At 60.8% G+C, this 26,454-nt stretch carries 29 protein-coding genes; 9 read left to right on the forward strand and 20 right to left on the reverse strand.

Annotation, left to right across the window (positions count from 1 at the left end):
• Positions 1-135 precede the first annotated feature (135 nt).
• The 3 genes from WA302_RS03835 to WA302_RS03845 are packed head-to-tail and all read left to right on the forward strand — an operon-like array spanning position 136 to position 2,353.
• Positions 136-705, forward strand: coding sequence for a TetR/AcrR family transcriptional regulator (locus WA302_RS03835; protein WP_025302081.1), 570 nt, complete (start codon positions 136-138; stop codon positions 703-705).
• 11 nt (positions 706-716) lie between these two features.
• Complete coding sequence (locus tag WA302_RS03840; protein WP_025302082.1) at positions 717-1,355, forward strand: GNAT family N-acetyltransferase; 639 nt, start codon at positions 717-719, stop codon at positions 1,353-1,355.
• Entirely contained in the window at positions 1,343-2,353 is a 1,011-nt protein-coding gene (locus WA302_RS03845; protein WP_025302083.1) for an alpha/beta hydrolase family protein, read from the forward strand. The genes WA302_RS03840 and WA302_RS03845 overlap by 13 nt, the downstream gene beginning before the upstream one ends.
• Before the next feature lie 2 nt (positions 2,354-2,355).
• Here the strand turns inward: WA302_RS03845 and ybiO are convergent, their stop codons facing one another.
• From ybiO to dps, 6 genes are all read right to left on the reverse strand, one after another.
• Positions 2,356-4,575: a mechanosensitive channel protein gene (gene ybiO, locus WA302_RS03850; protein WP_053085973.1), complete on the reverse strand. Its 2,220-nt coding sequence runs from the start codon at positions 4,573-4,575 to the stop codon at positions 2,356-2,358.
• 153 nt (positions 4,576-4,728) lie between these two features.
• Positions 4,729-5,451, reverse strand: a complete 723-nt coding sequence (glnQ, locus tag WA302_RS03855; RefSeq protein WP_004939230.1) for a glutamine ABC transporter ATP-binding protein GlnQ — start codon at positions 5,449-5,451, stop codon at positions 4,729-4,731.
• Positions 5,448-6,107: a glutamine ABC transporter permease GlnP gene (gene glnP / locus WA302_RS03860; protein WP_004939229.1), complete on the reverse strand. Its 660-nt coding sequence runs from the start codon at positions 6,105-6,107 to the stop codon at positions 5,448-5,450. The genes glnQ and glnP overlap by 4 nt, the downstream gene beginning before the upstream one ends.
• Before the next feature lie 103 nt (positions 6,108-6,210).
• The gene (gene glnH, locus WA302_RS03865; RefSeq protein ID WP_004939223.1) at positions 6,211-6,954 is read right to left on the reverse strand and encodes a glutamine ABC transporter substrate-binding protein GlnH; all 744 of its coding nucleotides are present in this window, start codon (positions 6,952-6,954) and stop codon (positions 6,211-6,213) included.
• Between the two features lie 339 nt (positions 6,955-7,293).
• On the reverse strand, positions 7,294-7,560 hold the full coding sequence (locus WA302_RS03870; protein ID WP_049208895.1) for a DksA/TraR family C4-type zinc finger protein: 267 nt from the start codon (positions 7,558-7,560) through the stop codon (positions 7,294-7,296).
• A 142-nt stretch (positions 7,561-7,702) separates the two neighbouring features.
• Positions 7,703-8,206: a DNA starvation/stationary phase protection protein Dps gene (gene dps / locus WA302_RS03875; protein ID WP_025302086.1), complete on the reverse strand. Its 504-nt coding sequence runs from the start codon at positions 8,204-8,206 to the stop codon at positions 7,703-7,705.
• Positions 8,207-8,562: 356 nt separating this feature from the next.
• Between dps and WA302_RS03880 the strand changes: the two genes are divergently transcribed.
• Positions 8,563-9,114 carry an AAA family ATPase gene (locus tag WA302_RS03880; RefSeq protein ID WP_025302087.1) on the forward strand — a complete coding sequence of 184 codons (552 nt, stop codon included), beginning with the start codon at positions 8,563-8,565 and terminating at the stop codon, positions 9,112-9,114.
• On the opposite strand, the gene nanQ is transcribed toward WA302_RS03880, so the two are convergent.
• Together nanQ and rhtA are read right to left on the reverse strand one after the other, a co-directional pair.
• Positions 9,096-9,563, reverse strand: a complete 468-nt coding sequence (gene nanQ / locus WA302_RS03885) for an N-acetylneuraminate anomerase (protein WP_060432710.1) — start codon at positions 9,561-9,563, stop codon at positions 9,096-9,098. The two genes, WA302_RS03880 and nanQ, sit on opposite strands and share 19 nt — an antisense overlap.
• A gap of 132 nt (positions 9,564-9,695) precedes the next feature.
• The gene (gene rhtA / locus WA302_RS03890; protein WP_025302089.1) at positions 9,696-10,583 is read right to left on the reverse strand and encodes a threonine/homoserine exporter RhtA; all 888 of its coding nucleotides are present in this window, start codon (positions 10,581-10,583) and stop codon (positions 9,696-9,698) included.
• Between the two features lie 400 nt (positions 10,584-10,983).
• Between rhtA and ompX the strand changes: the two genes are divergently transcribed.
• The gene (ompX, locus tag WA302_RS03895) at positions 10,984-11,502 is read left to right on the forward strand and encodes an outer membrane protein OmpX (RefSeq protein ID WP_019454480.1); all 519 of its coding nucleotides are present in this window, start codon (positions 10,984-10,986) and stop codon (positions 11,500-11,502) included.
• An 86-nt stretch (positions 11,503-11,588) separates the two neighbouring features.
• Here ompX and WA302_RS03900 read toward each other — a convergent pair whose 3' ends face one another.
• Complete coding sequence (locus tag WA302_RS03900) at positions 11,589-12,572, reverse strand: nitrilase family protein (protein WP_060432711.1); 984 nt, start codon at positions 12,570-12,572, stop codon at positions 11,589-11,591.
• Positions 12,573-12,663: 91 nt separating this feature from the next.
• On the opposite strand from WA302_RS03900, the gene WA302_RS03905 reads away from it, so the two are divergent.
• Positions 12,664-13,536, forward strand: coding sequence for a LysR family transcriptional regulator (locus tag WA302_RS03905; protein WP_043137104.1), 873 nt, complete (start codon positions 12,664-12,666; stop codon positions 13,534-13,536).
• A gap of 4 nt (positions 13,537-13,540) precedes the next feature.
• On the opposite strand, the gene WA302_RS03910 is transcribed toward WA302_RS03905, so the two are convergent.
• The 6 genes from WA302_RS03910 to ltnD form a co-directional block, all read right to left on the reverse strand.
• Positions 13,541-14,071, reverse strand: a complete 531-nt coding sequence (locus WA302_RS03910; protein ID WP_025302092.1) for a GNAT family N-acetyltransferase — start codon at positions 14,069-14,071, stop codon at positions 13,541-13,543.
• A 63-nt stretch (positions 14,072-14,134) separates the two neighbouring features.
• The gene (locus WA302_RS03915) at positions 14,135-15,505 is read right to left on the reverse strand and encodes a GntP family transporter (RefSeq protein WP_197822211.1); all 1,371 of its coding nucleotides are present in this window, start codon (positions 15,503-15,505) and stop codon (positions 14,135-14,137) included.
• A gap of 104 nt (positions 15,506-15,609) precedes the next feature.
• A complete protein-coding gene (gene otnI / locus WA302_RS03920) occupies positions 15,610-16,386 on the reverse strand; it encodes a 2-oxo-tetronate isomerase (RefSeq protein ID WP_025302094.1) in 777 nt (258 codons plus the stop codon).
• 3 nt (positions 16,387-16,389) lie between these two features.
• Complete coding sequence (gene otnC / locus WA302_RS03925) at positions 16,390-17,022, reverse strand: 3-oxo-tetronate 4-phosphate decarboxylase (RefSeq protein ID WP_038629064.1); 633 nt, start codon at positions 17,020-17,022, stop codon at positions 16,390-16,392.
• Entirely contained in the window at positions 17,019-18,278 is a 1,260-nt protein-coding gene (gene otnK / locus WA302_RS03930) for a 3-oxo-tetronate kinase (RefSeq protein WP_080350748.1), read from the reverse strand. The genes otnC and otnK overlap by 4 nt, the downstream gene beginning before the upstream one ends.
• The gene (ltnD, locus tag WA302_RS03935; RefSeq protein ID WP_089180685.1) at positions 18,278-19,192 is read right to left on the reverse strand and encodes an L-threonate dehydrogenase; all 915 of its coding nucleotides are present in this window, start codon (positions 19,190-19,192) and stop codon (positions 18,278-18,280) included. Before ltnD ends, otnK begins: the two co-directional genes overlap by 1 nt.
• Positions 19,193-19,475: 283 nt before the next feature.
• Here ltnD and ygbI point away from each other — a divergent pair, with 283 nt between their 5' ends.
• Entirely contained in the window at positions 19,476-20,246 is a 771-nt protein-coding gene (gene ygbI, locus WA302_RS03940; protein WP_025302098.1) for a DNA-binding transcriptional repressor YgbI, read from the forward strand.
• Between the two features lie 13 nt (positions 20,247-20,259).
• Here ygbI and WA302_RS03945 read toward each other — a convergent pair whose 3' ends face one another.
• The 4 genes from WA302_RS03945 to WA302_RS03960 form a co-directional block, all read right to left on the reverse strand.
• A complete protein-coding gene (locus WA302_RS03945; RefSeq protein WP_154219752.1) occupies positions 20,260-20,454 on the reverse strand; it encodes a hypothetical protein in 195 nt (64 codons plus the stop codon).
• A gap of 287 nt (positions 20,455-20,741) precedes the next feature.
• The gene (locus tag WA302_RS03950; protein WP_025302099.1) at positions 20,742-21,509 is read right to left on the reverse strand and encodes a molybdopterin-dependent oxidoreductase; all 768 of its coding nucleotides are present in this window, start codon (positions 21,507-21,509) and stop codon (positions 20,742-20,744) included.
• Positions 21,502-22,107 carry a cytochrome b/b6 domain-containing protein gene (locus tag WA302_RS03955; RefSeq protein WP_049203409.1) on the reverse strand — a complete coding sequence of 202 codons (606 nt, stop codon included), beginning with the start codon at positions 22,105-22,107 and terminating at the stop codon, positions 21,502-21,504. Before WA302_RS03955 ends, WA302_RS03950 begins: the two co-directional genes overlap by 8 nt.
• Before the next feature lie 13 nt (positions 22,108-22,120).
• The gene (locus WA302_RS03960; RefSeq protein ID WP_025302101.1) at positions 22,121-22,747 is read right to left on the reverse strand and encodes a hypothetical protein; all 627 of its coding nucleotides are present in this window, start codon (positions 22,745-22,747) and stop codon (positions 22,121-22,123) included.
• A 140-nt stretch (positions 22,748-22,887) separates the two neighbouring features.
• Between WA302_RS03960 and WA302_RS03965 the strand changes: the two genes are divergently transcribed.
• Together WA302_RS03965 and WA302_RS03970 are read left to right on the forward strand one after the other, a co-directional pair.
• Positions 22,888-23,559 carry a heavy metal response regulator transcription factor gene (locus WA302_RS03965; RefSeq protein ID WP_021504273.1) on the forward strand — a complete coding sequence of 224 codons (672 nt, stop codon included), beginning with the start codon at positions 22,888-22,890 and terminating at the stop codon, positions 23,557-23,559.
• Positions 23,556-24,974: a heavy metal sensor histidine kinase gene (locus WA302_RS03970; RefSeq protein ID WP_197822213.1), complete on the forward strand. Its 1,419-nt coding sequence runs from the start codon at positions 23,556-23,558 to the stop codon at positions 24,972-24,974. Before WA302_RS03965 ends, WA302_RS03970 begins: the two co-directional genes overlap by 4 nt.
• A 13-nt stretch (positions 24,975-24,987) precedes the next feature.
• Here WA302_RS03970 and WA302_RS03975 read toward each other — a convergent pair whose 3' ends face one another.
• Positions 24,988-26,454: a sensor histidine kinase gene (locus tag WA302_RS03975; RefSeq protein ID WP_049208889.1), complete on the reverse strand. Its 1,467-nt coding sequence runs from the start codon at positions 26,452-26,454 to the stop codon at positions 24,988-24,990.

The raw sequence follows: 26,454 nt of genomic DNA on the forward strand, positions 1-26,454 counted from the left end.
TACCGATTCCTGCGCCGTTGAGCTGCGGTTCAATTTTATCGGTCTATGCTAGACTTGAAAATGAACGAACGTTCGTTCATTTGTTGATGTCAATTTGTGGCGCCAGGCGCCCCTTCACCGTTTCGGGAACTGACGATGGGAAATCGAGAAAAGATTGTCGAGGCCGCGCTGCACAGCTTTACCCATAAGGGATTTCACCAGACCAGCATGCGAGATATCGCGCAGGCAGCGGGCGTCAGCGTCGGCAACCTCTATAACCATTTTTCCGGCAAGGAGGCGTTGATCGGCGAAATTGCGCTGCTGGAAAACGGCATATTCGCCGAGTTCGCCGCCGGATTGCGGGCCGACAGAACGCGGCCGAAACAGGCGCTGTCGGCCTTTTTCACCGCCTATCACGCCTTTGTCGCCGAGCCGGCCAATGTGCAACTGTCGGCGGAGATCGTGGCGGAGGTGGCACGCAACCCGGCGTTGGCCGAGCCGTTCAGCGCCAACCAGCGGCAACTGATTGAGGCGCTGGCGACGACGATCGCCGAGGCTCAGCAAACCGGTGAGATCGCGGCGGCGATAGCGCCGTTACCGCTCGCGCAGCTGGTGCTGGACGTGATCGAAAGCCAGGCCTGGCGGCAGGCGATCTTTGCGTCGCCTGCGCCGGAGGAGACCGCGCCGGTGCGGCTGTTGGAGCAGCTGCTCTACCGCCAACCCTAGACGAGGTTGATATGTTGCATATTGATCCTTATCGCGACGCTGATCGCCTGCAAACGGCGGCGCTGATCTACGCCGCGTTCAGCGACAAGTTTCAGCGCGCGCGCCGTCTCAGCGCCCGCCTTCAGTGGCGTCTGTTCTATCGGCTGTGGAGTTGGCAGCAAAGCGGCAGCCGGGAGCGCAGCTTCGTGGTGAAGCAAGATGAACAGGTGGTGGCGGCCTTTGCGCTCAATGCGGCCGCTGGCGAGAACAACGTCGGGCTGCGTCCGCGCACCTTGCCGATTTGGCGGCTGTGCCGCCGCTATGGCTGGCTGAACGTTTGGCGCATGTATCTGCAAATTGCGGTGCTGCAGCACACTCCGGCGGCCGGTGAGCTGTATCTCTCTTACCTGGCGGTGGCCGAGAACCAGCGCGGTAAAGGGGTGGGCAGGCGGCTGCTGCAGTGGATGAACGACTACGCCGCCGAACAAGGCACAGGCCGGCGTCTGAGCCTGCACGTCAGCCGGCGCAACGTGGATGCGCAGCGTCTGTACCGGCGCTGCGGCTTTCAGGTGCGGCGCGAAGAGCATTACGCCTCGCTGGGCTTACTGTTCGGCCAGGCCGATTGGATATTGATGGAGAAACGCAACGGGGAGGCGACGTGCGCAAAATAGGGCTGTGCCTCGTGGCGCTGGTTTTGGCGGCGTTTGGCTGGGTGATTTACGTCAACGACTTTCGCTTTGTCACCGAACCGGTCGTGGTGACCGCCGGCGGCAACCGGTTGACCGGCACGCTGGTGTTGCCGCAGCATGCGCCGATCAAGCCCGGTATCGTGGTGTTCGTGCACGGCGATGGGCCGGCTAACGCCAGCCGCGACGAAGGCTATTACGGCATTTGGGAGGCGATGGCGCAGCAGGGCTATGCGGTTTTATCCTTCGATAAGCCGGGCGTTGGCGGCTCCGGCGGCAACTGGCTGCATCAGACCATGGCGGATCGCGCACGGGAAACCGCCGATATCATCGACTGGGCCCGGCGGGACGGGCGCTTCGATGCGCGCTGCGTGGGGCTCTGGGGCACCAGCCAGGCGGGGTGGGTGATGCCGGAGGTGGCGCGTTTGCGCCCCGACATCGCCTTCACGCTGGCGTTGGCGCCGGCGATCAACTGGCTGCGGCAAGGGCGTTATAACACCCGGGCAGCGATGGTGGCGGCAGGGGACAATGAAGCGTCGATCGCCGCGCGCGAGGCGCACTGGCGCCACATTCAAACGCTGCTCGAACAACCGGACGGCTACGCGCAGTACCGCCGTGAGTATGGCGCCACCGCCGCATTGAGCGCCGACCGCTGGCGCTTTATTCGCGCCAACATGGCCAGCGATGCGACGGCGGGATTACGAAATTTCAACACGCCGGTACACCTGATACTGGGCGGGCGTGACGTCAACGTGGACGCGGACGAAACCGAGCGCGTTTATCGGCAAACGGTCCCGGCCTCGCTGTTGACGGTGACGCGCATCGACGAAGCCGACCACGTGATGATCAAACCGCTGTTCGCGCGCCATCCGTGGCTGATCAACGTGGTGGGCCTGTTTGCGCCGCGCTCGGTGCAATACGATGCCTACCGACAGGACGTGGCGGCCTTCCTGGCCGCTCAGCCCTGCGGGCGCGGGCGCTAACCTCAGATCGCCGCGGGCGGCGCCTGTTCTTCGTGCGGCTGCGGCGCGCGGGAGATCTGCATAGCCTGTTGCGGCATGCCGATACCGGCCCGATCGAAATGGATTTTCACCAGCCGGTCGAGGGCGTATTGCACCACCCACTGTTTCAGCGCCTGCGTGCGCACCGTCACGCGGGTGGTGAACGAGCGATCGCCCAGCGCCACCACGCCGTTGAAGACCGGCTCGCCAATCAGGAAATGCTTCACCTGTTCATCCTGCTTCAGCGCCTCGATGGCCTGATGGAGCACCTCATTGACCCGATCGATGTCCTCGTCGCGGCTGACGGTGTAGTTGGCGCGATACACCCCGAACTCACGCGCATAGTTGGCCAGCGTGGTGATCGAAGAGTACGGCACGATGTGATAGACGCCGTAGTCGTCGCGCAGGCCGATCGAGCGGATGGTCATGCGCTCCACGGTGCCGGTGATGCCGCTGACGGTGACATATTCGCCGGTGTTCATGCCGTTTTCAAACTGGATGAACACGCCGGTGATCACGTCTTTCACCAGCGTCTGGGCACCGAAGCTGATGGCCAGCCCCAGCGCGCCGGCGCCCGCCAGCAGCGGCGCGATGTTCAGCCCGACCTGCGACAGTACGATCATCACGGTGATGGTGCTGATAACGATAGCCAGCACGTTGCGAAACAGCGTCAGCAACGTGCGTTCACGCGCGCTCGGCCGCACGCCGTTGCTCAGTTCCAGCGCCAGGCGGTGTTCGATGATGCTGGCCATCAGCGTCCAACTGAAGACGGCGATCAGCAGGATCAGCAGGATATGCACCAGCCCGCCGAGCGTCCGCTGGCCATTTTCGCTGCCCGCCCACTGGTACAGGTTGATCAGGTGCCAGGCGTCGAGCAGAAACAGCGTCACCGCCAGCACCACCATCACCCGCAGTATCTTCAACCCGTTGGGGATGTAGGAGTTGATGCGCCGCTCGAGCATCGGATAGCGCAGATTGACGTCGGTCGGCAGCGAAATGCGGCGGAAAATCCAGCGGGTCAGCATGCCGGACAGCAGGGCGCCGACGCCGACCACCAGCAGGCTTTTCACCGTGGCGCTCATCATAAAGCGTAGGCTGTTGCCGATGTCGAACTGGGACAGCACGAACAACACCAGAAAATAGGCGATCGCCAGCAGGTGCCAGATATGCCCCAGGCCGCGCAGGATCACGCTGAAAAACGCCATCGACCGTTCGGCCAGCAGGTTGATCTGTTGCTGTATCGGTTTGCGGTTGTGCAGGATCAGCCAAATGGCGTACAGCGTCAGCGCCAGCATCACCACCAGGTTGACGGCGGCGGCGGCCGGGTAGCTTATTTGTACCGCCACCACCGGCACCACCACCATCAGGCCATAGCCGATCAGGCCGCTGAGCCAGGCGAGGCGCGTGTTCCAGTAGCGTGCGCTCCGGTCGCTGAAGGGGAAGGGACGCAGGTAGTCGAAGTTAGGGGCGAAAATCAGCCGCAGCACCGCCTTGAAAAATTCAATCACCGCGAAGGCGCTGAGAAACAGGGTCTGCAGCCGCAGAATGGTGGCGCTGTCGGCGTGGACGTGGCGGGCGAACAGATTGCCCGCCGCCAGCGCCAGCAGCAGCACCAGCAGATCGACGGCGAAAGCGCCGAGAATGGCGGCGGGGCGCTTATACCACGGGCCGCGCTGCAGCCGCGCATTGTGCCCCCAACTGCCCATGCGTTTGTACAGCGGCGCGATCAACCGCCGGATCAGGTGGAACAGCGCAAAGGTGACCGCCACTGTCAGCAGAAAGTAGCCCAGCGCGCGGAAAAAGCCGGCGGGATTGAAAACGCGCTTCGGGCCGGAGTCGATCAGCTTTTGCAGCGCGCCGAGCTTCTGGTTAAAGGTGCCGATGCCTTCCTGCGCCAGCGAGTTCAGGCTGTCGCTCAGCGTGGCTGGCGTCGATTCCTCCGACGTTGCCGGCGCTGCGGCGGGGGCGTCGCCGGCGGTCTGTTTCAGGTGATTGATGAGTTCCGCGCGCGCTTTGTCGTCTTGCAGCAGATCGGCCAGCGCGGCGTAGGCGGCCTTCTGCTGCTCGCTCTTGTCGGCGGGCGCAGGCGGCGCGTTTTGCGCCAGCGCCGGTGGTGCGAAGACGCTCAGGGTCAGCAACAGCAGCAGGAAAAGCAGGTGTTCTCGCAGATGAGAACCTCGTCGGGAGTATGCGTTTGGCGGCATTGTTCCTCTCTTTGGCGTTCTGTGATCGGCGGATGTCAGAGCAATACGATGAAAACAATGAATATAGTAGGAAAGGAAACGCGATGGGGCGTGGGAACGCGTGCGGAATGAAAGCGGCGGGCGCGTGGCGCGCCCGCCGTTAAACCGCCAGGATCAGGAAACGTGCTGCAGGAACTCCTGCAGACGCGGGCTTGGCGGATGGTTGATCAGGTCGTGCGGGTTGCCGTCTTCGGCAATCCGGCCCTTATCGATAAAGATCAGGCGCGACGCCACTTTTTCGGCAAAGCCGACTTCGTGGGTGACGATGACCATCGTCATGCCTTCCTCGGCCAGATCCTGCATCACCTTCAGCACTTCGTGGCGCAGCTCCGGATCGAGCGCAGAGGTCGGCTCGTCGAACAGCATCATTTTCGGCTTCACCGCCAGCGCGCGCGCAATGGCCACGCGCTGCTGCTGGCCGCCCGACAGTTCGGACGGGTAGTGGTGGGCGCGCTCCGCCAAACCGACCTTAGCCAGCAGCTCGCGCGCCAGCTTTTCCGCATCGGACTTCTTCGCGCCGCGCACGCGGATCGGGCCAAAGGCGACGTTTTCCAGCGCCGTCAGGTGCGGGAATAGGTAGAACTGCTGGAATACCATGCCGGCTTCCTGGCGGATCAACCGATCGTCCACTTTCGGATCGTTGGCTTTTAGGCCATCGACGATCAGATCGCCGCTGGTCACCTCTTCCAGCTTGTTGATGCAGCGCAGCAGGGTGGATTTGCCAGAGCCGGATGGCCCGATGATCACCACCACTTCGCCTTTGTCGATCTTCAAATCGATGTTGTGCAGCACCTGGGTTTGGCCAAAATGCTTGGAGACGTTTTTAAATTCAATCACAGGATTTTCATCCTTCTTTCCAGACGACGCAGCACGAAGCTCAGCACCAGGGTAATAATCAGGTAGATAACCGCCACGGCGCTCCAGATTTCCAGCGCGCGGAAGTTACCGGCAATAATTTCCTGACCCTGACGGGTCAGCTCCGCCACGCCGATCACGATGAACAGCGAGGTGTCTTTGATGCTGATGATCCACTGGTTGCCCAGCGGCGGCAGCATGCGACGCAGCGCCAGCGGCATAATGACGTAGCGGATGGTTTCGCGGCGCGACAGGCCGAGCGCCAGGCCGGCTTCGCGGAAACCGTTATGAATCGACAGCACCGCGCCGCGGGTGATTTCCGCGATGTAGGCGCCGGAGTTGATCATGATGGTCACCACCGCCGCGGTGAACGGATCGATGCGCAAATCGGTGAACGCCATCGGCAGGGCGAAGTAGATGAACATCACCTGTACCACGATCGGCGTGCCGCGGATCACTTCGATAAACACCAACGCGATGTGGTTGGCGATCCATCCGCCGTAGGTGCGGGCAAAGCCGGCGACGAGGCCGATGATCAGGCCGCCAATCAGACCGAGGACCGAAATCCACAGGGTCATTTTGGCGCCCTCTAACAAGATAGGAATGGCGGGCCAGATGGCGCTCCAGTCGAACTGCATGATATTTCTCCCGGTGATCCCAAACGTGGGTATCAGATACAACGAAGCGCAGGGGGTTAAGCGACCCCCTGTGCTTAAGTTAATAGCTTGCCAAATTCACAGCTTACTTAGGTTCGGTACCGAACCACTTCTTGTAGATTTCGTTATAGGTGCCGTTCTCGCGCAGGGTTTTCAGCGCGCCGTTCACCTTCTCGCGCAGCTCGTCGCTGCCTTTAGGGAAGGCGATGCCATACTGCTGCGCTTCCAGCGAATCGCCGACGGTTTTGAACTTGCCGGCGCCGGCCGTCTTGATGAAGTATAGGATGTTTGGCGTGTCGTGCAGCACCGCATCGGCGCGCTTGGTGCCCAGCTCCATGTAGGCGTTGTCGATGTTAGGGAACTGACGCAGATCCTTGGTTTTGATGTGCTGCTTGGCGTAATCCACCGAACCGGTGCCGCTCTTCACCGCCACCACTTTACCATTTAGATCGTCGATGCTTTTCACGCTGTTGTTGTCGGCATTGACCATCACCAGCAGGCCGCTCTTGTAGTAGCCGTCGGAGAAGTCGATAGCTTTCTTGCGCTCATCGGTGATGGTGATGCCGGCCAGCGCCAGATCGACGTTTTTGGTCTGCAGCGCCGGAATGATGCCGCCGAAGTCCATCGGTTTCAGGGTGTAGTCCAGCTTCAGCTCTTTGGCGACAGCCGCCCACAGATCGATGTCGAAGCCGACGTATTTGTCGCCTTGTTTGAACTCAAAAGGAACGAAAGCGGTGTCGGTGGCAACCACCAGTTTGTCTGCTGCGTGGGAACTTACGGCAAAGGCCAGAGAGAGTGCGGCCAGGGAGACTTTAAAAATCGACTTCATGAGAGGAATTCCTGTACAGGTTGCGGATTACCCATTTTTTATATTGCAGTTGGTGCCATGAAAAAATCGTGCCATGTTTTCAACTACTATAAAAACAAATAGTTACTTCGTGATGTTGTGCCGAAAAGGCGAATTGTTATGGTTGTGCACCACAATGAGTCACCGAAATGGTGCGTAAGAATTATCTTGGTGCACGGGGCTATCATTAACCAAATTTTGGCTGTGAAACAACCGTTCTTTAACGTTTTTGCTTCAATATTGATAACTAACTCTAACTTTCATGATGCACCGACGGTGCAAGCGGGGGCCGCGAGAGGAGAAAAAGGGGAGCAGATAATGCTAACGCAACTGGCTGTCTTTGCTGCCGCGCCGGTTGTACAGGCTATTGGCCGCGTGTTTTTTGTCTTGTTCTGCCTGGCAGGCGAGACAAAAACGCACGCCTGTTAACGCCTTGCGGCGCGCTTCCGGGATCGGTTCTCCGCATTCCTGGCAATAGCGTTCGCTCTCGCCATGCCCGAGCGCATCACGCGCACGCTGCACCGCATCGTCGACGGTGGAGTCAATCTGATCTTGTACGGCGCCGTCTGCCGCCCAGCCGCTGGCCATCATCACCTCCTAACAAGGGAACCCTACCGTTTAATATGGGCCGTTTTTTGCACAATTCAACGACCGCGCAAAAGAAAACAGGCCGGGCGAAGCCCAGCCTGTTCTGCCCGGCACGACGGGCGGTCTGCAACGCGTTGCGGCGTTATTCGATATTGGATTCGATGAACCACAGGAACTTGTCCAGATCGCGCGATGCGGCGGTGAACATGTCGGCGGTGTCTTCATCTTCCACTTCGGTAATGGCCTTACGGATGTCATTCGCCACCGCGCCGTAGCGATCGGCCAGCGCTTTCAGGTGTTCTTGCACGCTGTGGATATTGGTCGGATAGCTTTTCAGCGGCGTCTGATCGTTAACGACCTGTACGGTGCCCAGCGCCACGCCGCCCAGTTGCACTACGCGCTCGGCGAAGGTGTCCTGATGCTCGATGATGGCGGTACGGAAGCCGTCCAGCATTTCATGAACCGCGATGAAGTTCGCACCGCGCATGTTCCAGTGCGCCTGTTTGGTGATCAACGAAAGATCGATAAATTGCACGACCTGATGGTTCAGCGCCTTGATGGCGGCCAGTTTGACTTTTTCGTCCAGATCGTTACGGGTATACAGCAGATCAGAAGATTTCGTTTTCACCAGTTTAGCGGTACTCATATCAGATATCCTCTTGATTAGTCGTTGTCCTATTTCGTTACGGGATCAATTATAGCAGGGGTATTTATTTTTGCCGTACGAAAATGGCTATTGCACAAATAGGCTTGGTCTAATGTCAATATTTTAATTTGGTTTGTGTTTCTATGTAATGCAATGAATTTAATTGCTATTTTTATTTTTTTGTTATTGTTTTGGTTAGTGACGATTTATCCCTGTTATCTTATTTTCTGCGGATAGGCTGATTCGACTAAATATCCATATTGTTATCGTGCTGTTAATTGTAAGCCTATTCAGATTGATAGCCGTAATTGATGCGGTTAAAGTAAGGGAATTATCCCAGTTTTTATTGGCGAGTGATGAAAATTAACGTCGTCGGCACCAGCGGCAGCGGTAAAAGCACCCTGGCGCGTCAATTGGCGGAACGGCTTGACGTTCCCTATATCGAGATGGACAGCCTGTATTGGCGGCCCGAGTGGCAGGGTACGCCCGATGACGCGTTCCTGGCGCGGTTAGAGCAGACGCTGGCCGAAGCGGGAGGAGGCTGGGTGCTGGACGGCAACTACAGCCGCACGCAACCGATTAAGTGGCGCGAAGTCGATTATATCCTGTGGTTGGACTACGGCTTCTGCCGCACGCTGTGGCAGGCCGTGCGCCGGGCGTGCCGACGCGCGGCCAGCAAACGTGAGCTGTGGCCGGGCACCGGCAATCGTGAAAGTTTCCGCCGTTCTTTCTTCAGCCGTGAGTCGATCGTGCTCTGGACGATCCGCACTTACTCGAAGAACCGGCGAAAATACCTGGCGGAGATGGCCCGTACCGATGTAGGGCGCCATTTCAAGCGCTTGCGCTCTCCCCGCCAGGCCGCCGATTTTCTACGGGCGCTGCCGCAGGGTCACAGCAGTAGGCGGTGATGGATCCTCACCACCGCTTTCTTGATGTGCTGCGGGCGCTGCCACAGGCAGCCGGTCTTGTGCGGTTCCATCTGGAAAAAGATCGCGAACATACCGTGCGTCATGTGCAGCGTTTGCGGGTGGCGTTTGATGTCCAGCAGCAGCAGATCGCTATTTTCCGCGTGGGGGTGTTCACGATGCCCGTTGCCCGCCAGGCCGTATTCGATTCGCTCTTCACCGCTGATCAGCAGATGCAGCGCGATGTATTCCTGATGCATTTCGGCGCGCTTTTCCGCCGCCGGCGCGGTGGTCAGCGTCATCACGTCCATAAAGATGTTGTCGCCGTCTATCGGGTGATGCCCCAGCGCCAGTTCGGGCAGGTCGCATCGGCGCAACTCGGTCAGGGTTGAAACCAGCGCCGGCGCGAGTCCGCGGCCGAAGCGTGGGTTGAACAGGCTGTTGTGAATCACTGTTATTCTCCATGTGAGCGAAAGTCCAAAGAGCCTGCGATACAGGCTAAGGGGAAGTATGCCGACTTGTCACGAGGAAAACAGTTAACCCGCCTGCATTCCGACGTTGCGGTCTGCAGGCGGGTCGGGCGATCAGGAAAGGCTTTCGAGGCGAGGTTTGGGGCGAATGGTGAGGGCGGAGCCCATGGAGGCGGCGATGATCGCCGCCAGCGCCAGCCATTGCACGCCGCTCAGGTGTTCGCCGAGGAACAGCATGCCGGATAACGCCGCCATCGCCGGTTCCAGGCTCATCAAGGTGCCGAAGGTGCGCGCCGGAATTTTGGGCAGCGCGATGATCTCCAGCGAATAAGGCAGCGCGGTGGAGAGGATGGCTACCGCCAGGGCTATCGGCAGAATCTCAACGTTGAACAGCACGCTGCCGGTTTGCCAGGCGCCGATCGGGCAGAACACCAACGCGGCGATCAGCGAGCCGAGCGCTACCGTGCCGGGGCCGTGATCGCCGCCGGCCTTCTGGCCGAAGATGATATAGACCGCCCAGCAGGCGCCGGCGCCGAGCGCGCAGGCGGCACCGAAAGGATCGATCCCGCCCACGCCGTGGCCGAGCGGCAGCAGGAACCATAGCCCGGCGATCGCCAATGCCACCCAGAGGAAGTCAATCGGCCGCCGCGAGGAGAACATGGCCACCGCCAGCGGGCCGGTAAACTCCAGCGCCACGGCGATGCCGAGCGGCACGGTGCGCAGCGACAGGTAGAACAGGTAGTTCATCGCGCCGAGCGACAGGCCGTAAATCAGCAGCGGCAAGCGGCTGCCGGCGGCGATGCGCATACGCCATGGGCGGAAGATAATGAACAGAATCAGGGTGCCGATGAAAAGACGCAGCGTCGTAATGCCTTCCGCACCCACGATCGGGAACAGGCTTTTGGCCAACGAGGCACCGCTCTGGATAGACACCATGGCGATGATTAACAGACAGATAGGCAGCAGCGCGGAGGGCGCTCTGCCGGAAGTAGATAACGACATCCTTAACGGGCCTTTTTTGCGCCGTTCCTCAGCCTTGAGAAAACGGTCGAAACGGGGATGCGAGCAGTGTAAATGAAATGGCGAAAATCTGTCTGAGAAAAGCGCGTATCGCGGTGAAATCCGCCGATCCTCGGATGAGATAAGGTGAATTTGGTCAAAAAGTGCGCTTTTTCTTAAGAATTATCTGGATATTAAATTGGTGATTTTTGTCACAGAAAGCCGTAGAATATGGCCGAAAATAGAGCGAAAAGAAGCAGATACACTGTTCTTGAAATCTTCTGTTACACGATATAAAGCATTAGACACTCATTTCAAGGCAGAGTTTCACGCTAATTTTTGTTATATTTTCAAAGCATGAACAAATGGATGTACTTAATAATAAAACGCGTTTGAGGTGGTTATGAAAAAAATTGCATGTCTTTCCGCAGTAGCAGCTTGCGTATTAGCAGTTAGCGCAGGTACCGCATTCGCTGGTCAGAGCACCGTATCCGCTGGCTATGCGCAGGGTGATTTCCAAGGCGTTGCTAACAAAGCCGACGGTTTCAACCTGAAATACCGTTACGAGTTCGACAACAACCCACTGGGCGTAATCGGTTCCTTTACCCACCTGGAAAAGGACGGTTCTCAGGACGGTTTCTACAACAAAGCTCAGTACAACTCTATCTCTGCCGGTCCAGCATACCGCATCAATGACTGGGCGAGCATCTACGGTCTGGTTGGCCTGGGTTACGGTAAATTCACTACCAACGCTCAGAACGGTACTTCTCGTCACGATACCGCTGACTACGGCTTCACCTACGGTGCCGGTCTGCAGTTCAACCCAATCGAGAACGTTGCCCTGGATGTCGGTTACGAGCAGAACCGCATTCGTAGCGTTGACGTTGGCACCTGGAACGTTGGCGTAGGCTACCGCTTCTAAGTGTGTTCGTGCCTGAGGGCATGAACCTGCGGCAGCTTTTGTCGCACCGATAAAAAATCCGCCTCCGGGCGGATTTTTTTTATCTGTTATCGGCTGCCGCGCCCCGTCGGCTGTGTCGAAAAGCGCGCGCTGCGGGCATCGCGTTCATAGCCTTGCGGTTCGGTCAACAACCCGTACAGCTCGGGGCGGCGTCCGTAAATCCAGCGGCGGCCGGTGCTGAGCGGGATCAGCGTCAGATCGAGATCGGCGCTGACCAGCCGGTCTTCCGCCGCCCAGGTCTCCGCTACGATGCGGCCGTAAGGATCGAGGATCATCGCGTTGCCGGTGCGTATTTCATCGTCATCTCGGCCCACGCCGTTGCTGAACAGCAAGAACAGCCCGTTGTCGTGAGCGCGCGACGGCAGCCAGCGCATTAGCCAGCCGCGGCCGTGTTCGCCGCGAAAGGCGGCTTCTATCGCCTGCGGATCTTCCACCCGCCGCTGCCACAGCGCCTGCGGGATTGGCTTCATGCCGTGCGGGCTGCGCGAATGGGTGCCGCCGGTCTGGTGCGGGGCCATCAGCACGTCCGCGCCCAGCAGCGCCGTTGCGCGCACATTCTCCACCAGATTGTTGTCCCAGCAGATCAATACGCCCACGCGTACGCCCCAGGGGGTATCGAACACCGTATAGCGGTCGCCGCTGGCGATAGCCGGGTGCTCGAAGGCGTGCAGTTTGCGGTGCACATGCAGTTCGCCGTCCGGCAGACAAACGGCATAGGCGTTGTAACACCGGCCATCATCGCCCAGCTCGATCAGCCCGACGCCAATCGCCATGTTGTAACGCTCAGCCAGCGGGCGAATGCGCGCCAGCGAAGGGCTGCTCACGATCGGCTCCGCCAGCGCCCGCACTTCGGCGTCGGACAGATGGCGCACGTGCCAATAGCCGGTGACGCACATTTCCGGGAAGGCCAGCAGCTGTACCTGCTGCTCGGCCGCCTGAGCGATAAAGCGCTCCATGGTCGACAGGTTGTAATTTTTATCGTTGGCGCGATGCTGGAATTGCACCGTGGCGGCGCGTAATGAGATGGTCATGGTGTCTCTCCGGTTAGGGTCTGCGTTGATTACAGCAGGCGAATTGATTACTGTATAATCAATTAAATTCCCTATTCGATAACTTAATGGAATGGATATAAAACAACTGCGCGCCCTGGTGGCGCTGGCCGAACAGGGCAACTATCGTCAGGCGGCGAGCCGGCTATGCATCAGCCAACCGGCGCTGAGCAAGCAAATTCAGGCGCTGGAAACCCAGCTCGGCGTTCGATTGTTCGAGCGTGGCCGACAGGGGGCGGTGCTCACCGCCGGCGGGCAGCGGCTCTACCCGGAGGCGCAGGTGCTGGTGGCGCAGTACCAGCAGTTTCAGCAGCGCGCTCGGCGGGTGGCGCTCGGAGAAGCGGGGCGGCTGTCGCTGGGATTTGGCCTTTCCAGTTTTCATCTGGCACCGCAGCTGGTGGCCGCCTTTCGCCAACGGTTCCCCGAGGTAGCGATCGGCCTGGAAGACTTGCCGTCCGAACGCCAGTATCAGCTGTTGCTGCAGGGAGAGTTGCAGGCGGGGTTCGTGCGCTTGCCGGTCAATACGCCGCTGTGCGGCGTCGCGTTGTTGAGCGATCGGTTGGTGCTGGCTGCGCCGGGTGCGCTGGCGCTACGTGCCGACGACCTGATGGCGCGTTTCAATCAGCTGCCGCTGTTGCAGTTGACGCCGAAACGTGGGCGCGGGCTGAGCGATCAGTCGCTGCGGTTTATCGCCGCTCACCGGTTGACGCCGAACGTGGTGCAGCAGGCCGGTGATATCCAAACGTTGTTGGCGCTGGTCGCCGCCGGCGTCGGTGTCGCGCTGCTGCCGCACAGCATCACGCATATCGCGCCGGCCGGCATCGACATTTTACCGCTGAGCGGCGAGGAGACGGAGTGGCAGGTCGGTATCGCCTGGGATCCGCAGCGCACCGACGCGCTGCGGGACAACTTCATTCAGACGGCGTTGGCGGTGCAACGCGCTTAGGCATTCAAAGCGGGCAATGCATCACCACGATCGGGCTCTGGTGATACTCGCTGCGGTGGCTTTCGCTGAAGCCGACCTTTTTCGCCAACGCCAGCGAAGCCTGGTTTTCAGGCGAGATGATGCAGACGGTTTTTTCCCCCGGCAGGTGCGTTTTCCCCCAGGCCAGCGCCGCCCGCAGCGCCTCGGTGGCATAGCCTTTGCCGTGCGCCGAACTCACCAGCGTCCAGCCCATCTCCGGCGCATCGAGCGCTGGGGTGATGTCGCGCAGGAAGTCGGAGAAGCCGATGCTGCCGAGATACTCGCCGCTCTGTTTGTCACGCACCGCCCAATACCCGTACCCCAACAGCGCCCAGTGGCCGACGTAGCGCATCAGGCGCCCCCAGGAGTCTTCTCGGTCGCGCGGGGTGCCGCCGATATAGCGTACCACCAGCGGATCGGCCCACAGAGCGGCCAGCGAGTCGAAGTCGTCCAGCGTGTGTGCGTCCAGCCGCAGGCGTTCGGTGACAAGCGTTGGCGCGGTGTTGATTACGGTCATGTTGCTGCTCCTGCACAGGGTGAAAGGCGATGAAAAACAACGGCGTTCAGTATGCCAGAGAAATCACACCGCCAGCCACAATAGCCAGGTGAACAGAAAGCCGCTCAGACCGAGCAGGGTGGTCAGCACCGTCCAGGTCTTCAGGCCATCGGCCACCGACAGCCCCAAATAGCGCGTGACGATCCAAAAACCGGAGTCGTTGACGTGGGAAAGCCCCAACCCGCCAAAACAGGTCGCCAACGTCACCAGCACCAGCTGCAGCTGATTCAGCCCGCTGACCGCTTCCGACAACAGGCCACCGGTGGTCAGGATCGCCACGGTGGCGGAACCCTGTGAAGCGCGCAGCGCCAGCGAAATGATAAAGGCGGCGGGTACCAGCGGCAGGCCGATGGCCGTCAGTACTTCGGCCAGCGCCTTGCCGACGCCGGATTCCACCAGCACCTTGCCGAACACGCCGCCCGCGCCAGTCACCAGGATCACCACCGCGGCGGTCGGCAGCGCGGCGCCCATCACGTCGCTGGCGTGTTGCAGGCTCCAGCCGCGGCGCAGCGCCAGGAAATAGAAGGCCAGCAGCAGGGCTATCATCAGCGCCACCGCCGGCGAGCCCAGCAGAGACAGCGCATCGCGCAGCGCCGAACCAGCCGGCAACAGCGTGGCGGAGACGGTGCCGAGCATGATGATGGCGATCGGGATGACGATCAGCGCCGCCACCAGGCCGGCGCCAGGCGGGTTGATGCGATCGCTGAGGGGCGCTTGCCCTTCCGGACGCGGCTCCGGCGCCGCCAGCTGCAGCTGTTCCAGCACCTCTATCGATAATGGATAGGTTTTGCGGTTGAGGTAGTTGGCGGCGAAATAGCCGATCACGCCGACCGGGATACAGATCGCGAGGCCGATGATGGTCAGCCAACCGATGTCGGCGTTGAGCAAGCCGGCGGCGGCGACCGGGCCGGGGTGTGGCGGTAGCGCGACGTGTACCGTCAACATCACGCCGGCCATCGGCAGGCCGAACTTCAGCGGTGACACTTTGGCGACCTTGGCGAAGCCGTAAATAATCGGCGCCAGAATGATAAAGCCGACGTCGAAGAACACCGGAATGCCGAGGATAAATGCAGCGAGGGTCAGCGCGGCGACGGTATGTTTCGGCCCCAGCCCCTGGCTGAAGTGCTGCGCCAGCGACTCGGCGCCGCCTGAGTGTTCGATCATGCGCCCGAGCATCGCCCCCAGACCGATGATGATGGTCACCGAGCCGAGCACGCCGCCCATCCCGGCGGTCATTACTTTCATCACTTCACCGGTCGGAATGCCGCTGGCCAACGCCACCAGCAGACTGACCACCAACAGCGCGACAAAGGGCTGCACCTTCGCCTTAATCACCATCAATAACAGCAGCACCACGCCGAGTACGGCAATCAGCAACAGCAGAGAGGTAGACATGAAAAAGCCTTTCGTTGGGTAAGCGTTGGCACCGCGATCGCCGCGAGGCGATACGGGTGCGTTTCATTGTTATAAAATCGATTTCCTGGTGTCGGCGTGCGGCTTTAGCGGTAAGGCTTCAGCCAGCCGAGCCCGGCGGCGGTGTCGCCGCGCGGGCGGTATTCGCAACCGATCCAGCCCTGATAGCCGAGCGCATCCAGCTTGTCGAACAGCCACGGGTAATTCAGTTCGCCCTCGTCAGGCTCATGGCGATCCGGCACCGAGGCTATCTGGATATGCGCGTAGCGCCCGGCCAGCGTCTCCAGCAGCCCGCTGATATTGCCGTCCACCAACTGCGCGTGGAAAAAGTCGAACTGAATGAACACGTTCGGTCTTTCGATCGCCGCCACCGCTTCCGCCGCCTGATGTTGACTGGCGAACAGGTAGTCGGGCTTGACCGGCGGGCTGAGCGCTTCGATCAGCACCTTGACGCCGTGCGGGGCGAAGGCGTCGGCGGCATAGCGCGCATTGGCGATAAAGGTGTCGAGATAACGCTGTCGATCAGCGCCCGCGGGCACTACGCCGGCCATCAGGTGCACGCAGGGGCAGGAAAGGGCGATGGCGTAGGCCAGCGCGCGATCGATATCGGCGCGCGCATCCCGCTCGCGGCCCGGCAGCGCCGCCAGCCCCCACTCACCGGTGGCGGCATCACCGGGCGCGGTGTTGAACAGCACTTGTTGCAGGCCGTGTTCGCGCAGCTTCTCGGCCAACAGCTCCGCGGGATGCTCGTAAGGGAACAGGAATTCCACCGCGTTGAAGCCCTGTGCGGCAGCGGCGGCGAAGCGATCGAGGAATGGCACCTCAGTAAACATCATCGACAAATTGGCGGCAAATTTAGGCATGGTTCAGCTCCGTAATTCGGCAATTTCATCATCGGTCAAATAGCGGATCGGACGATCGCCGAGGGTGAAGATCAGTCGCGCCGCATCTTCCATCTCTTCGGCATTGTCCGCCGCCGCTCGCAGGTCTTTACCGGTCACCACCGGCCCGTGGTTGGCCAGCAAAAAGGCACGGTGGGTCGGCGCCAGGCGGGCCAGATCCTGTGCCAGCCTTTCGTCGCCGGGCCGGTAGTAAGGCACCACCGGCACCTTGCCGACGCGCATCACCACATAGGGGGTGAACGGTTTGATGGCGTTGTCGGCGTCCAGCCCCTGCAGGCAAGAGAGCGCCGTGAGGTAGGTGCAATGCAAGTGCACGACCGCTTTGCATTCCGGGTTGTTCAGATAGAGCGCCCGATGAAAGCTGATCTCTTTCGACGGTTTGTCGCCGGAGAGCCAGTCGCCGTTCAGGCTCACTTTAGACAGGCGGTCGGCCTGCAACTCGCCGAGACAGGAGCCGGTCGGCGTCGCCAGCAGCGCGCCGTCCGGCAGCAACAGTGAGAGGTTGCCGGCAGAGCCGGTGGCGTAGCCGCGTTGGAAAAACGAGGCGCCCAGGCGCACCATCTCTTCACGCGCCTGCTGTTCGGTGGTCATGCTCATACTGAAAACTCCGTTTGCGCGCGTGAGAAGAAGGCTTCATCGCCAAAATTGCCTGATTTCAACGCCAGGGAAATGGCCCGATCGCTGGCGCGCACCCAGGGAACGCCGGGGGAAATGCTGGGGCCGATATGGAAGCCGCGAATGCCCAGCGCCTGCGTGACCACGCCGGAGGTTTCGCCGCCGGCGACGATAAAGCGGTTGAACCCCAACTGATGCAGTTGCATCACCAGTTCGGCGAACAAGGCTTCTACCGCTTCGCTGGCGGCGGCGCCATGCCGTTGTTGCGTTTGCTGCAGCGACTCCGGCGATGCAGTGGCGTAGATCAGCGGGGCAAGCGCTTCCCCGGCATGGCGCTGCGCCCAATGCGCCAACTCGGCGGCGTAGGCCGCTCGCGCCTGCGGATCGAGACAGCGGCCGATATCGATGGCCTGCGCCGCCGCGCGTTCACGGTAGTGCGCCACCTGCCGGTTGGTCATCACAGAACACGAGCCCGACAGCACCGCCGCTTTTTCCCCCTGCGGCGCACCGGCCGCCTCTGCCGAACGTTCGCCATTCTGCGCCCATTGACGCGCCAGGCCGATCGCCAGGCCCGAACCGCCGGTCACCAGCTTCATCGTTTTCAACGCTTCACCCTGGGTGAGCAGATGCCGTTCGTTGAGCGTATCCAGCACTGCGTAGCGCACGCCGTCCTGCGCCAATTGCTGCAGCTTCTCGCTGACCGCCTCGGCGCCGCGATCCATTTCTGCCGCCGTCACCAACCCACAGCGTCCGGTGGCCTGGGATTCCATCAGGCGAAGCAGGTTGCTGTCGGTCATTGGTGTGACCGGGTGATGACGCATGCCGGATTCAGACAACAGCTGTTCCCCGACAAACAGGTGGCCCTGATAGACCGTGCGGCCGTTTACCGGCAACGCCGGTGAGACAACCGTGAAATTTTCTCCCAGCGCGGCGAGCAGAGCATCGGTCACCGGGCCGATATTGCCCTGTGCGGTGCTGTCGAAGGTGGAGCAGTACTTGAAGTAGAAGTGACGGCAGCCCTGTTCTTGCAGCCAGGCCAGCGCCTGCAACGACTGTTCGACCGCCTGCTCTGCCGGGCAGGAACGCGATTTCAGGCTAATGACCGCCGCCTGTGCGTTTATTTGCGTTTCGTCTTGCGGCACGCCATTCAGCTGCACCGTCGGCAGGCCATTTTGCACCAGAAAACTGGCGATGTCGGTCGCGCCGGTAAAGTCATCCGCGATTACGCCAAGCAGCATCAGAGCGCCTCCTTTTTTTGCGGCAAATCAATGCCGGCAAAGATTTTGATTACCGCACTGTCGTCTTCTTTACCGTAGCCGGCGTTGCTGGCGGCGGTAAACATGGTGAAGGCGGTGGAGGCCAGCGGCAGCGGGAAATGCAGCGCCTTGGCGGTATCCGCCACCAGCCCCAGATCCTTGACGAAGATATCCACCGCCGATTTGGGCGTATAGTCGCCGTCGACCACGTGGCGCATGCGATTTTCGAACATCCAGGAGTTGCCGGCGGCGTGGGTGACCACGTCGTACATCACGTCCAGCGGGATGCCGGCGCGGGCGGCCAGCGCCATGGCTTCCGCGCCGGCGGCGATGTGTACGCCAGCCAACAGCTGGTGGATGATTTTTACCGTCGCGCCAAGGCCGATCGTTTCGCCGATGCGGTAAACCTTGCCGGCGATGGCGTCCAGCACGGGTTGCAGGCGCTCGAAGGTGGCGTCTGCGCCGGCGGCCATCACCGTCATCTGGCCTTCCTCTGCCTTGGCCGCTCCGCCGGAAACCGGCGCATCCAGCATCGGCAGCCCGTAGTCCAGCAGCCGTTGCTCGATCTGTTTGGCGTCATCGGCGGAAATGGTCGAACAGACCATCACCGCGGTGCCCGGCTTGAGCTTTGGCGCCAGGCCTTGTTCGCCGAACAGGATCTGCTTCACCTGGGCGGCGTTCACCACCAGCAGCAGCACGGCGTCCAACTCGGCGGCGAAGTCGCACGCGCTGGAGGACGTTTGCTTAGCGCCGGCCTGTTGCAGCGCCGCCAGTGCCTGCGGATTCAGGTCCGCCCCGTAGGTGGTCAATCCGGCGCGGAGGCACGAGCGCGCCGCGCCCATGCCCATCGCCCCCAGCCCGATGACGCAAACGGCATAATTCCCTGGGTGTGTCATACTGCACTCCTGTTAATTTTAGTGATAATTTGTTTTGTTGTGTTAAATGTAAGCGCTTAGTGGCCGTTTATCCGCGATCGATATCACAATAATTAACAATGTGTGAAACGAATTTTTCGGGTGATTTCTGGTCCGTATCAACATTACTATTATGTTTTTAAATAAGATTATGTTTACCTGACCTAACTGCGCTCGCCGTCACGCCGCGAAAAATTAGGGCTATCGGCGAACGAAAATTGACGTAAAATCACAATTATTATCACCGCAGCAACGAGAGGGAACCGTGATACCTGTAGAACGCCATCAACAAATTCTTGCGCTGGTATCCGAACGCGGCGTCGTCAGCATTGCCGAGCTGACCGAACGGCTGGGGGTGTCGCACATGACGATCCGCCGCGATTTGCAAAAGCTGGAGGAACAGGGCGCGGTGCAGTCGGTCTCGGGCGGCGTGCAGGCGCCTGAGCGGGTGGCAAGCGAACCTTCGCACCAGGCCAAAGAAGGGATGTTCAGCCGGCAGAAAATCGCCATTGGCCGGCTGGCGGCGCGGCAAATTCCCGCCAACAGCTGTATTTATCTGGATGCTGGTACCACCACGCTGGCGCTGGCGAAACAGATCGGTGAACGTGAAGATTTGACGGTGGTGACCAACGACTTTGTCATCGCCGGGTTCCTGATAGAGCATAGCCAGTGCCGAATCATCCACACCGGCGGCACCGTGTGCCGGGAAAACCGTTCCTGCGTTGGCGAAGCGGCGGCGCAGGCGCTGCGCGGTCTGTTTATCGATCTGGCGTTTATCTCCGCCTCTTCGTGGAGCATGCGCGGCCTGTCGACGCCGAACGAAGACAAGGTGATGGTGAAGAAGGCCATCGTCGAGGCCAGCCGCCGCCGCATTCTGCTCAGCGATACGTCCAAATACGGCAAGGTCGCGACCTACCTGGCGCTGCCGATTGCTGCCTTTGACGCTGTCATTACCGACGAGGGGTTGCCCGCCGCCGCGCGGGAGGCCATTGAGCAAGCGGGGATTGCATTGCTGACGGCGGGAGAAGAAGAATAAGGACGAACCGGAATCAGGATGAAAGTTCGGTATCGATGCTACGTGCGGGCGGTTCACTGGCTTCAACGCCGCCGCGTTCACGCCATTCGCGGCGCCTTTGTTCAGCCCATTCTTCGTGGAAGGCTTGCATCTCTTTTTGGTGCCGTTCCTTCATGCTCATAGGGATTGGGTGGGATTCTGCCGTTAACAGGCGGGATTTCGATGACATATAATCCGTCCTCAATAAGCGCTTGGTTGTACAAATAATGTACGCGATGCGCGTGTTTTTTCAAGAGCGAGTCGTAAATTCTGGCTAGCGCTGGCCTGAGCGGTACGCTGAAAACCAATCCTCCGTGACAGGTCGCGCATTGATCTCCCTCACATCAATATCCATGATAAAATCCTTTTTACTATTATTTTTCCTATAGTTATCCCCTTTGTGACGAACAGATTATTAACCGCGGCGGAGACGATCCTCCAGCCGCCGATGAAAGTTGTGCGCAGCGCCGCGCAAAACTAAATGCCGCTGAACCAGTTGTAGCCCTGATCTTCCCAATACCCGCCTGGATTGACGTCGCTGACGAAGATCGCGGCGATATGTTTGGCGTTTTTGAACCCCAGTTTGGTCGGCACGCGCAGCCGCAACGGGTAGCCATAGTCAGCCGGCAGCGCCTTGCCGCCGAAATCCAGCGCCAAGATGGTCTGCGGGTGCAGCGCGGTGGCCATGTCGAGGCTGGCGTAGTAACGATCGGCGCATTTGAAGCCGACGTAACCGGCATTCAGATCCGCGCCGACGTGCTGCAGAAAGGTGCGCAGCGGCACGCCTCCCCATTGACCAATGGCGCTCCAGCCCTCAATGCAGATCAGACGCGTGATCTGGCTTTGCTGCGGCAGCCGCTGCAGCTGTTCCAGCGTCCAGGGGGCTTTTTTCTCCACCTTCCCCGCGACCTCAAGCCGGTAGCCGGCGAGATCGATCTCGGGGACGTTGTATTCCGGGTAAAACGCGTTGAAGGGGAAAGGGTGGGTGATCTGGTCCGGCCGGTAAGTTTGCGCCAGCCGCTGGCCGCTGAACAGCCAGGCCTGCACCCGGTCGTTCCAGCGTGACATGGCCCACAGCACCTTATCCACCCGATCGCCGTCTTGCAGGTTGCAACCGGTGAGCATGGCGATGCCGCCCAGTGTCAGCCCGGAGCGCAACATCAGGCGGCGCTGCAGATTGACCAGCTGCTTTTTTTGGTCCGGTTCCAGTTTTGGCGCGGTTGCCCGCGGTTTTTTCTCATTCATGTTTGCCACCCGTTATCATCGCCCACAGGGTTTTGGGCACGACAGCCACCATAAAGACGTGGATCGCCACAAACAGGCCAATGCCGGCCATGGCGAAGAAATGCACGTAGCGCGCGAAATCGAAGCCGCCAAACAGGGCGACCAATCCCTGCAGCTGAACCGGCTTCCAAATCGCCAGGCCGGACAGCACCAGTAATAGCCCCAGCGCCAGTACGCCGAGGTACATCAGTTTCTGAATGGCGTTATAGCGGCCATGCCGGTGGCGCAGGCGCAGCGTCAACGCCAGCCAGATATCCTGCCGCAGCGCGCCGAGGCGAAGCGGCAACAGATCGCGGCGAAAATGACCGCTGAACAGGCTCCACAACAGATAGCAGACGGCGTTGAGCGCCAATAGCCACATCACCGCCAAATGCCAACCAATCGCGCCGCCCAGCCAACCGCCCAGCGTCATCTGCGGCGGAAAGCGGAAATCGAACAGCGGCGAGGCGTTGTAGATTTCCCAACCGCTCATGAACATGCACACCATGGCGAACAGGTTGATCCAATGAGTGATTCGAACCGGCCAGCGATGCACCGGCGGCGACGCGTTGGTCTTCATGGCTTTCCTCCGGTTACATCGGCGGCACAGTGCCGTCTTTGCCGGCGGAAATGCGGGTGGCGATGCGTTCGCCCTTATCGTCGGCGGCGGAGAACAGCACGATGTGCACGCCCGGTTTCAGCAGGCTCAGATCGCCCGGATCCAGCGTCACGATCGGCACGTCTTCCGGCACGACGACGGTTTTCTGCTGGTTGCCGTAGGTGACGGTCAGGGTGCGGCCGTTGGATTTCACCAGTTTACCGACGGTGCCGTTGGTCATGGTGTCCACTTTGCCGTCGGCGGATTCCCAGGCCGAGTGCCCTTCGCCGGTGCCGCGCAGGCTGGCGGCGAACACGTGCACTTCCAGCGCTTTGAGCGTGCCGTCCGGCTGCGGCACGGCGGCGGTGCCGATAAAGCTGTCCGGTTTGATATCGTCCAGCGTGGCTTTGGAAACGCTGAGCACTTTGGTCTGATCGTTCAGCTTGACGCTGAGTGTCTCGCCCTTGCGGTCGGTCAGCTGCAGATTGCCGTCGGCAACCTGCGTGATGGTGCCGCGCAGCGGCGCAATCACCTTGCCCGGCGGTTGGGCGGCGGCGGCCAATCCGCTGGAAAGCAGTAACGTGGACAACAGTAAACCGGCTATACGATGACGGGTAATCATAACGTTCTCCTGAAATGAGTTTGCCGGTTAAGCATGGTTGACCTACTGGGTCAGCGCCATGGCCGTTTGATGACATTAATGTCATCAAGTTTGTCCGCCGAAGCTGCTAGTATTTTTGCAGACGTAACGAGGTGGTGAGCATGCGAATACTGGTAGTTGAAGACGATATCGGCACAGGGGATTACCTGAAGAAAGGGCTGGGGGAAGCGGGCTACGGCGTCGATTTGGCGCGCACCGGCACCGACGGGCTGTTTCGCGCGTTGGAGCAGGACTACGATGCGATCGTGCTCGATGTGATGCTGCCGGGGCTGGATGGTTGGCAGATCATCGAGGTATTGCGCAAGAAAAGCGACGTGCCGATCCTGTTTCTCACCGCCCGTGATGGCGTGCAGGATCGCATCCACGGCCTGGAGCTGGGCGCGGACGACTATCTTATCAAGCCGTTTTCCTTTACCGAGCTGGTGCTGCGTTTACGCACCTTGCTGCGCCGCGGGCCGGCGCGCGAAGCCGATCATTACGCTATCGCCGATCTGCAGCTGGACGTGCTGCGCCGCCGGGCGGTGCGCCAGGATCAGGTGATCCCGTTGACCAACAAGGAATTCATGCTGCTGCACCTGCTGGTGCGGCGCGAGGGCGAAGTGCTGTCGCGTACGCAGATCGCCTCTCAGGTGTGGGACATGAATTTTGACAGCGACACCAATGTGGTTGACGTGGCGATCAAACGCCTGCGCGCCAAAATCGACCGGCCGTTCGACGTCAAGCTGATCCACAGCGTGCGCGGCATCGGCTATGTCTGCGAGCCACGCTCGTGAGCGGGCGCACGTCACGTCGGCCGGTGTCGCTGACGCTGCGCACCGCTACGCTGTTCGCGCTGGTGGCCGCGTTGGCGGTGAGCGGGACAGGCGGGTATCTGTTTAGCGCCATGCGCCAGGAAATGACGCTGCGCAGCGATCTGCAGGTGACCGGGCGCGTAGAGTATTTCCGCCATTTACTGGGGCAGCGCTTTCCTTTGGCGCGCCTGACCGCCAATAACGGCCTGTTTGAAAACATGCTGGGCAATGAACAGGACGTGCTGATTTTCCAAATCCCGGGGCAAAAACCGCTCATCAACGTGAACCCCGCCGGGGTGATTTTGCCGCCGATCGCGCCGACGCCGGCCGGCCAGTCGCAGACGTTGGCCGCCATACGCGGCGGAGAAACGGCGCAGGGGGTGCCGCTGCGCGCTGCTTCGGCGATGGTGCGTCTGGAAGACGGCAGCCTGTTGCAGATCTCCGCCGCGCATGTGATGGCCAACGAGCAGAAGATGCTGGCGCGTTACCTGTGGCGCATCGTCGCGGCGGTCGCGGTGGCTTTCCTGCTGATTGCGCTGCTGGGCTATGGGGTCATGCGGCGGGGATTGAAGCCGTTATGGCGCATGGCGGCGCAGGCGTCGCAGATTGCGCCCAATACGCTGTCGACACGCCTCAGCGAGCAGGGGGCGCCGAAGGAGTTGCAGCAGCTGACCCGTTCGTTCAATGCGATGCTCGATCGGTTGAATGAAGGCTATCAGCGGCTGACGCAATTTTCCGCCGATCTGGCCCATGAGATCCGCACGCCGGTAGGGGCGTTGATGGGCCAGTGCCAGGTGGCGCTTTACCAGCCCCGCAGCGTGGAGGAGTACGAAACCCTGCTGTCGAACAATATGGATGAGCTGGAGCGCATTTCCCGCATGGTGGAAAATATCCTGTTTCTGGCGCGCGCCGGCGAAGCGCAGTCTGCGCTGAACTACAGCCGCCTGGAGGTGGCGACCGAGCTGCGGCGGGTGGCGGATTACTTCGAAGGGCTGGCGGAAGAGCGCGGCATTGCGTTGAGCTGCGAAGGGGAAGGCGCGCTGGAGGCGGACGCGATGTTGTTCCAGCGGGCGCTGAGCAACCTGGTGGCCAACGCGGTACGTTATGCCGACGAAAACAGCCTGATCGTCCTGCGGGCTGAACGGCGCGCCGATGCCTGGTGGGTGCAGGTCATCAATCAGGGGCAGCCGATCGCGCCGGCACAGTTGGAAAAATTGTTCGATCGTTTCTATCGCGCCGATCCCGCACGCAGCGCCGGCAATCATGCCAGTGGGCTGGGGCTGTCTATCGTGCGCGCCATCATGACGCTGCACGGCGGTGAGGTGCGCGCCGAATGTATCGGGCGCGCGCCTGTCGCCAACATCCTCTTCAGCCTGCGGTTCCCGATCGCACAATAACCGTTGTGTCGTGTTAACGCGGCGGAATGGCGAAGCGGAAGCAGGCGCCGCTTTGCGCTTGTTCGATCAGCTGAATATCGCTGTCGTGCAGCTGCAGAATACGCCGCACGATCATCAACCCCAGTCCGCCGGAAGGGCGCCGGGCGCCGCTCAGGACAGACGGGCGCACGAACAGATCGGCGCGCAGCGTCTGCGGAATGCCGGGGCCGCTGTCGCTGACCTGGACCATGACCCGATCGTCCTGCCGCCACAGCCGCACGCCGATGTCGCCGCCGGGCGGCGTATGGCGAATGGCGTTGTCCAACAGGTTGGTCAGCACCCGCTCAATCATGCTGAGATCGGCGAACACCGGCGGAATGCCGGGAGCGATGTCGGCGTGCAGCCGCTGGTTGCGCGCCTCTGCCGCCAGCTCGAACTTCTGGAACACGTCCTGCAACAGCTCGCTGAGGGAGAAGGGCTCTTTCTGCGGCTTCACCACGCCATACTCTAATCGAGCCAGCTCGAACAGCTCCTGCGCCAGCTTGCCCACCTTGCGGCTTTGCGCCAGCGCGATCTCCAGATAGCGCCGCCGATCGGCTTCGCTCAGGGTGGCGGCCTTAACCGACAGCGTCTCCAGATAGCCGTGCAGCGAAGTGAGCGGGGTGCGCAGATCGTGCGAGACGTTGGCGATGAATTCACGCCGCAGCCGATCCTGCTGCGCCAGCGTTTGCCACTGTTCGGCCAGGCGCTGCGCCATGCGGTGGAAGGCCTGTTGCAGCTGGCTGACTTCGTCGCGCCCGGCCCGTACCGCCGGCAGCGCCGCGTAGGCCTGCACCGCTTCGATGCCGCCGCTGTCCAGCGCGCTGACCTGCCGGGTCAGGCGACGGATCGGGCGCGTTACCCAATAAAACGCGAAACCGCCGGCCAGCAGGCTGAACAGCACCATCAACCCAGAAGTCCACAGCGCCATCCTGACCGCCGAGTTGAACTGGGCGTTGCTGGCCAGCGCCGTGTACTCTTCGCCGAGCAGGACCACGTACAGATAGCCTTCGACCCGGCCGTCGACCTTCAGCGGCGCGACGCTGAACACCTTGCGCCCGTCCGCGCTGCGCGGATCGTCGCCATACACCGGCATCTGCGCGCCATCGAGCAGCGCCTGCAGCGGCGCCAGCGCGACCCGCTGCCGCTTCAGATGCCCGGCCGGCGCGGCATTGCCGATAATCGCGCCCTGTTTGTCGAGCAGGTAAACCTCCACGCTGGGGTTCACCGCCATCAGCTGGTCGAACAGGGTATGCACCGCCTGCGGATCCGGCCCGTTCACCCCCAGCAGCGGATTGCTGTCGGCGATATGCTGCGCCAGGTTGCCGGACAGGCGCTGGATCACCGCCTGGCTGTACTGGGTGCTGCTGCGTACCTGCATCCAGCCGGAAAAGGCGCAGCCGATGACGATCAGCAGCGTGAAGATCAGCGTGAGGCGTTGCGCTAACGTCAGGTTTTTCAT

Origin of the sequence: Serratia sp. 201, assembly GCF_037027545.1 — a bacterium.
GTDB lineage: Bacteria > Pseudomonadota > Gammaproteobacteria > Enterobacterales > Enterobacteriaceae > Serratia > Serratia bockelmannii.

Bases quoted from the DNA above. Each gene is read 5' to 3' on its own strand.
- ltnD (WP_089180685.1), bottom strand. From the start codon at position 19,192: ATGACACACCCAGGGAATTATGCCGTTTGCGTCATCGGGCTGGGGGCG.
- WA302_RS03945 (WP_154219752.1), bottom strand. From the start codon at position 20,454: ATGTCATCGAAATCCCGCCTGTTAACGGCAGAATCCCACCCAATCCCT.
- WA302_RS03915 (WP_197822211.1), bottom strand. From the start codon at position 15,505: ATGTCTACCTCTCTGCTGTTGCTGATTGCCGTACTCGGCGTGGTGCTG.
- WA302_RS03960 (WP_025302101.1), bottom strand. From the start codon at position 22,747: ATGATTACCCGTCATCGTATAGCCGGTTTACTGTTGTCCACGTTACTG.
- WA302_RS03975 (WP_049208889.1), bottom strand. From the start codon at position 26,454: ATGAAAAACCTGACGTTAGCGCAACGCCTCACGCTGATCTTCACGCTG.
- WA302_RS03880 (WP_025302087.1), top strand. From the start codon at position 8,563: ATGAAAATTAACGTCGTCGGCACCAGCGGCAGCGGTAAAAGCACCCTG.
- WA302_RS03900 (WP_060432711.1), bottom strand. From the start codon at position 12,572: ATGACCATCTCATTACGCGCCGCCACGGTGCAATTCCAGCATCGCGCC.
- otnK (WP_080350748.1), bottom strand. From the start codon at position 18,278: ATGCTGCTTGGCGTAATCGCGGATGACTTTACCGGCGCGACCGACATC.
- WA302_RS03950 (WP_025302099.1), bottom strand. From the start codon at position 21,509: ATGAATGAGAAAAAACCGCGGGCAACCGCGCCAAAACTGGAACCGGAC.
- WA302_RS03965 (WP_021504273.1), top strand. From the start codon at position 22,888: ATGCGAATACTGGTAGTTGAAGACGATATCGGCACAGGGGATTACCTG.
- ybiO (WP_053085973.1), bottom strand. From the start codon at position 4,575: ATGCCGCCAAACGCATACTCCCGACGAGGTTCTCATCTGCGAGAACAC.
- WA302_RS03905 (WP_043137104.1), top strand. From the start codon at position 12,664: ATGGATATAAAACAACTGCGCGCCCTGGTGGCGCTGGCCGAACAGGGC.
- rhtA (WP_025302089.1), bottom strand. From the start codon at position 10,583: ATGTCGTTATCTACTTCCGGCAGAGCGCCCTCCGCGCTGCTGCCTATC.
- ompX (WP_019454480.1), top strand. From the start codon at position 10,984: ATGAAAAAAATTGCATGTCTTTCCGCAGTAGCAGCTTGCGTATTAGCA.
- glnP (WP_004939229.1), bottom strand. From the start codon at position 6,107: ATGCAGTTCGACTGGAGCGCCATCTGGCCCGCCATTCCTATCTTGTTA.
- dps (WP_025302086.1), bottom strand. From the start codon at position 8,206: ATGAGTACCGCTAAACTGGTGAAAACGAAATCTTCTGATCTGCTGTAT.
- otnC (WP_038629064.1), bottom strand. From the start codon at position 17,022: ATGAGCATGACCACCGAACAGCAGGCGCGTGAAGAGATGGTGCGCCTG.
- WA302_RS03870 (WP_049208895.1), bottom strand. From the start codon at position 7,560: ATGGCCAGCGGCTGGGCGGCAGACGGCGCCGTACAAGATCAGATTGAC.
- WA302_RS03835 (WP_025302081.1), top strand. From the start codon at position 136: ATGGGAAATCGAGAAAAGATTGTCGAGGCCGCGCTGCACAGCTTTACC.
- WA302_RS03910 (WP_025302092.1), bottom strand. From the start codon at position 14,071: ATGACCGTAATCAACACCGCGCCAACGCTTGTCACCGAACGCCTGCGG.
- WA302_RS03840 (WP_025302082.1), top strand. From the start codon at position 717: ATGTTGCATATTGATCCTTATCGCGACGCTGATCGCCTGCAAACGGCG.
- otnI (WP_025302094.1), bottom strand. From the start codon at position 16,386: ATGCCTAAATTTGCCGCCAATTTGTCGATGATGTTTACTGAGGTGCCA.
- glnH (WP_004939223.1), bottom strand. From the start codon at position 6,954: ATGAAGTCGATTTTTAAAGTCTCCCTGGCCGCACTCTCTCTGGCCTTT.
- WA302_RS03955 (WP_049203409.1), bottom strand. From the start codon at position 22,107: ATGAAGACCAACGCGTCGCCGCCGGTGCATCGCTGGCCGGTTCGAATC.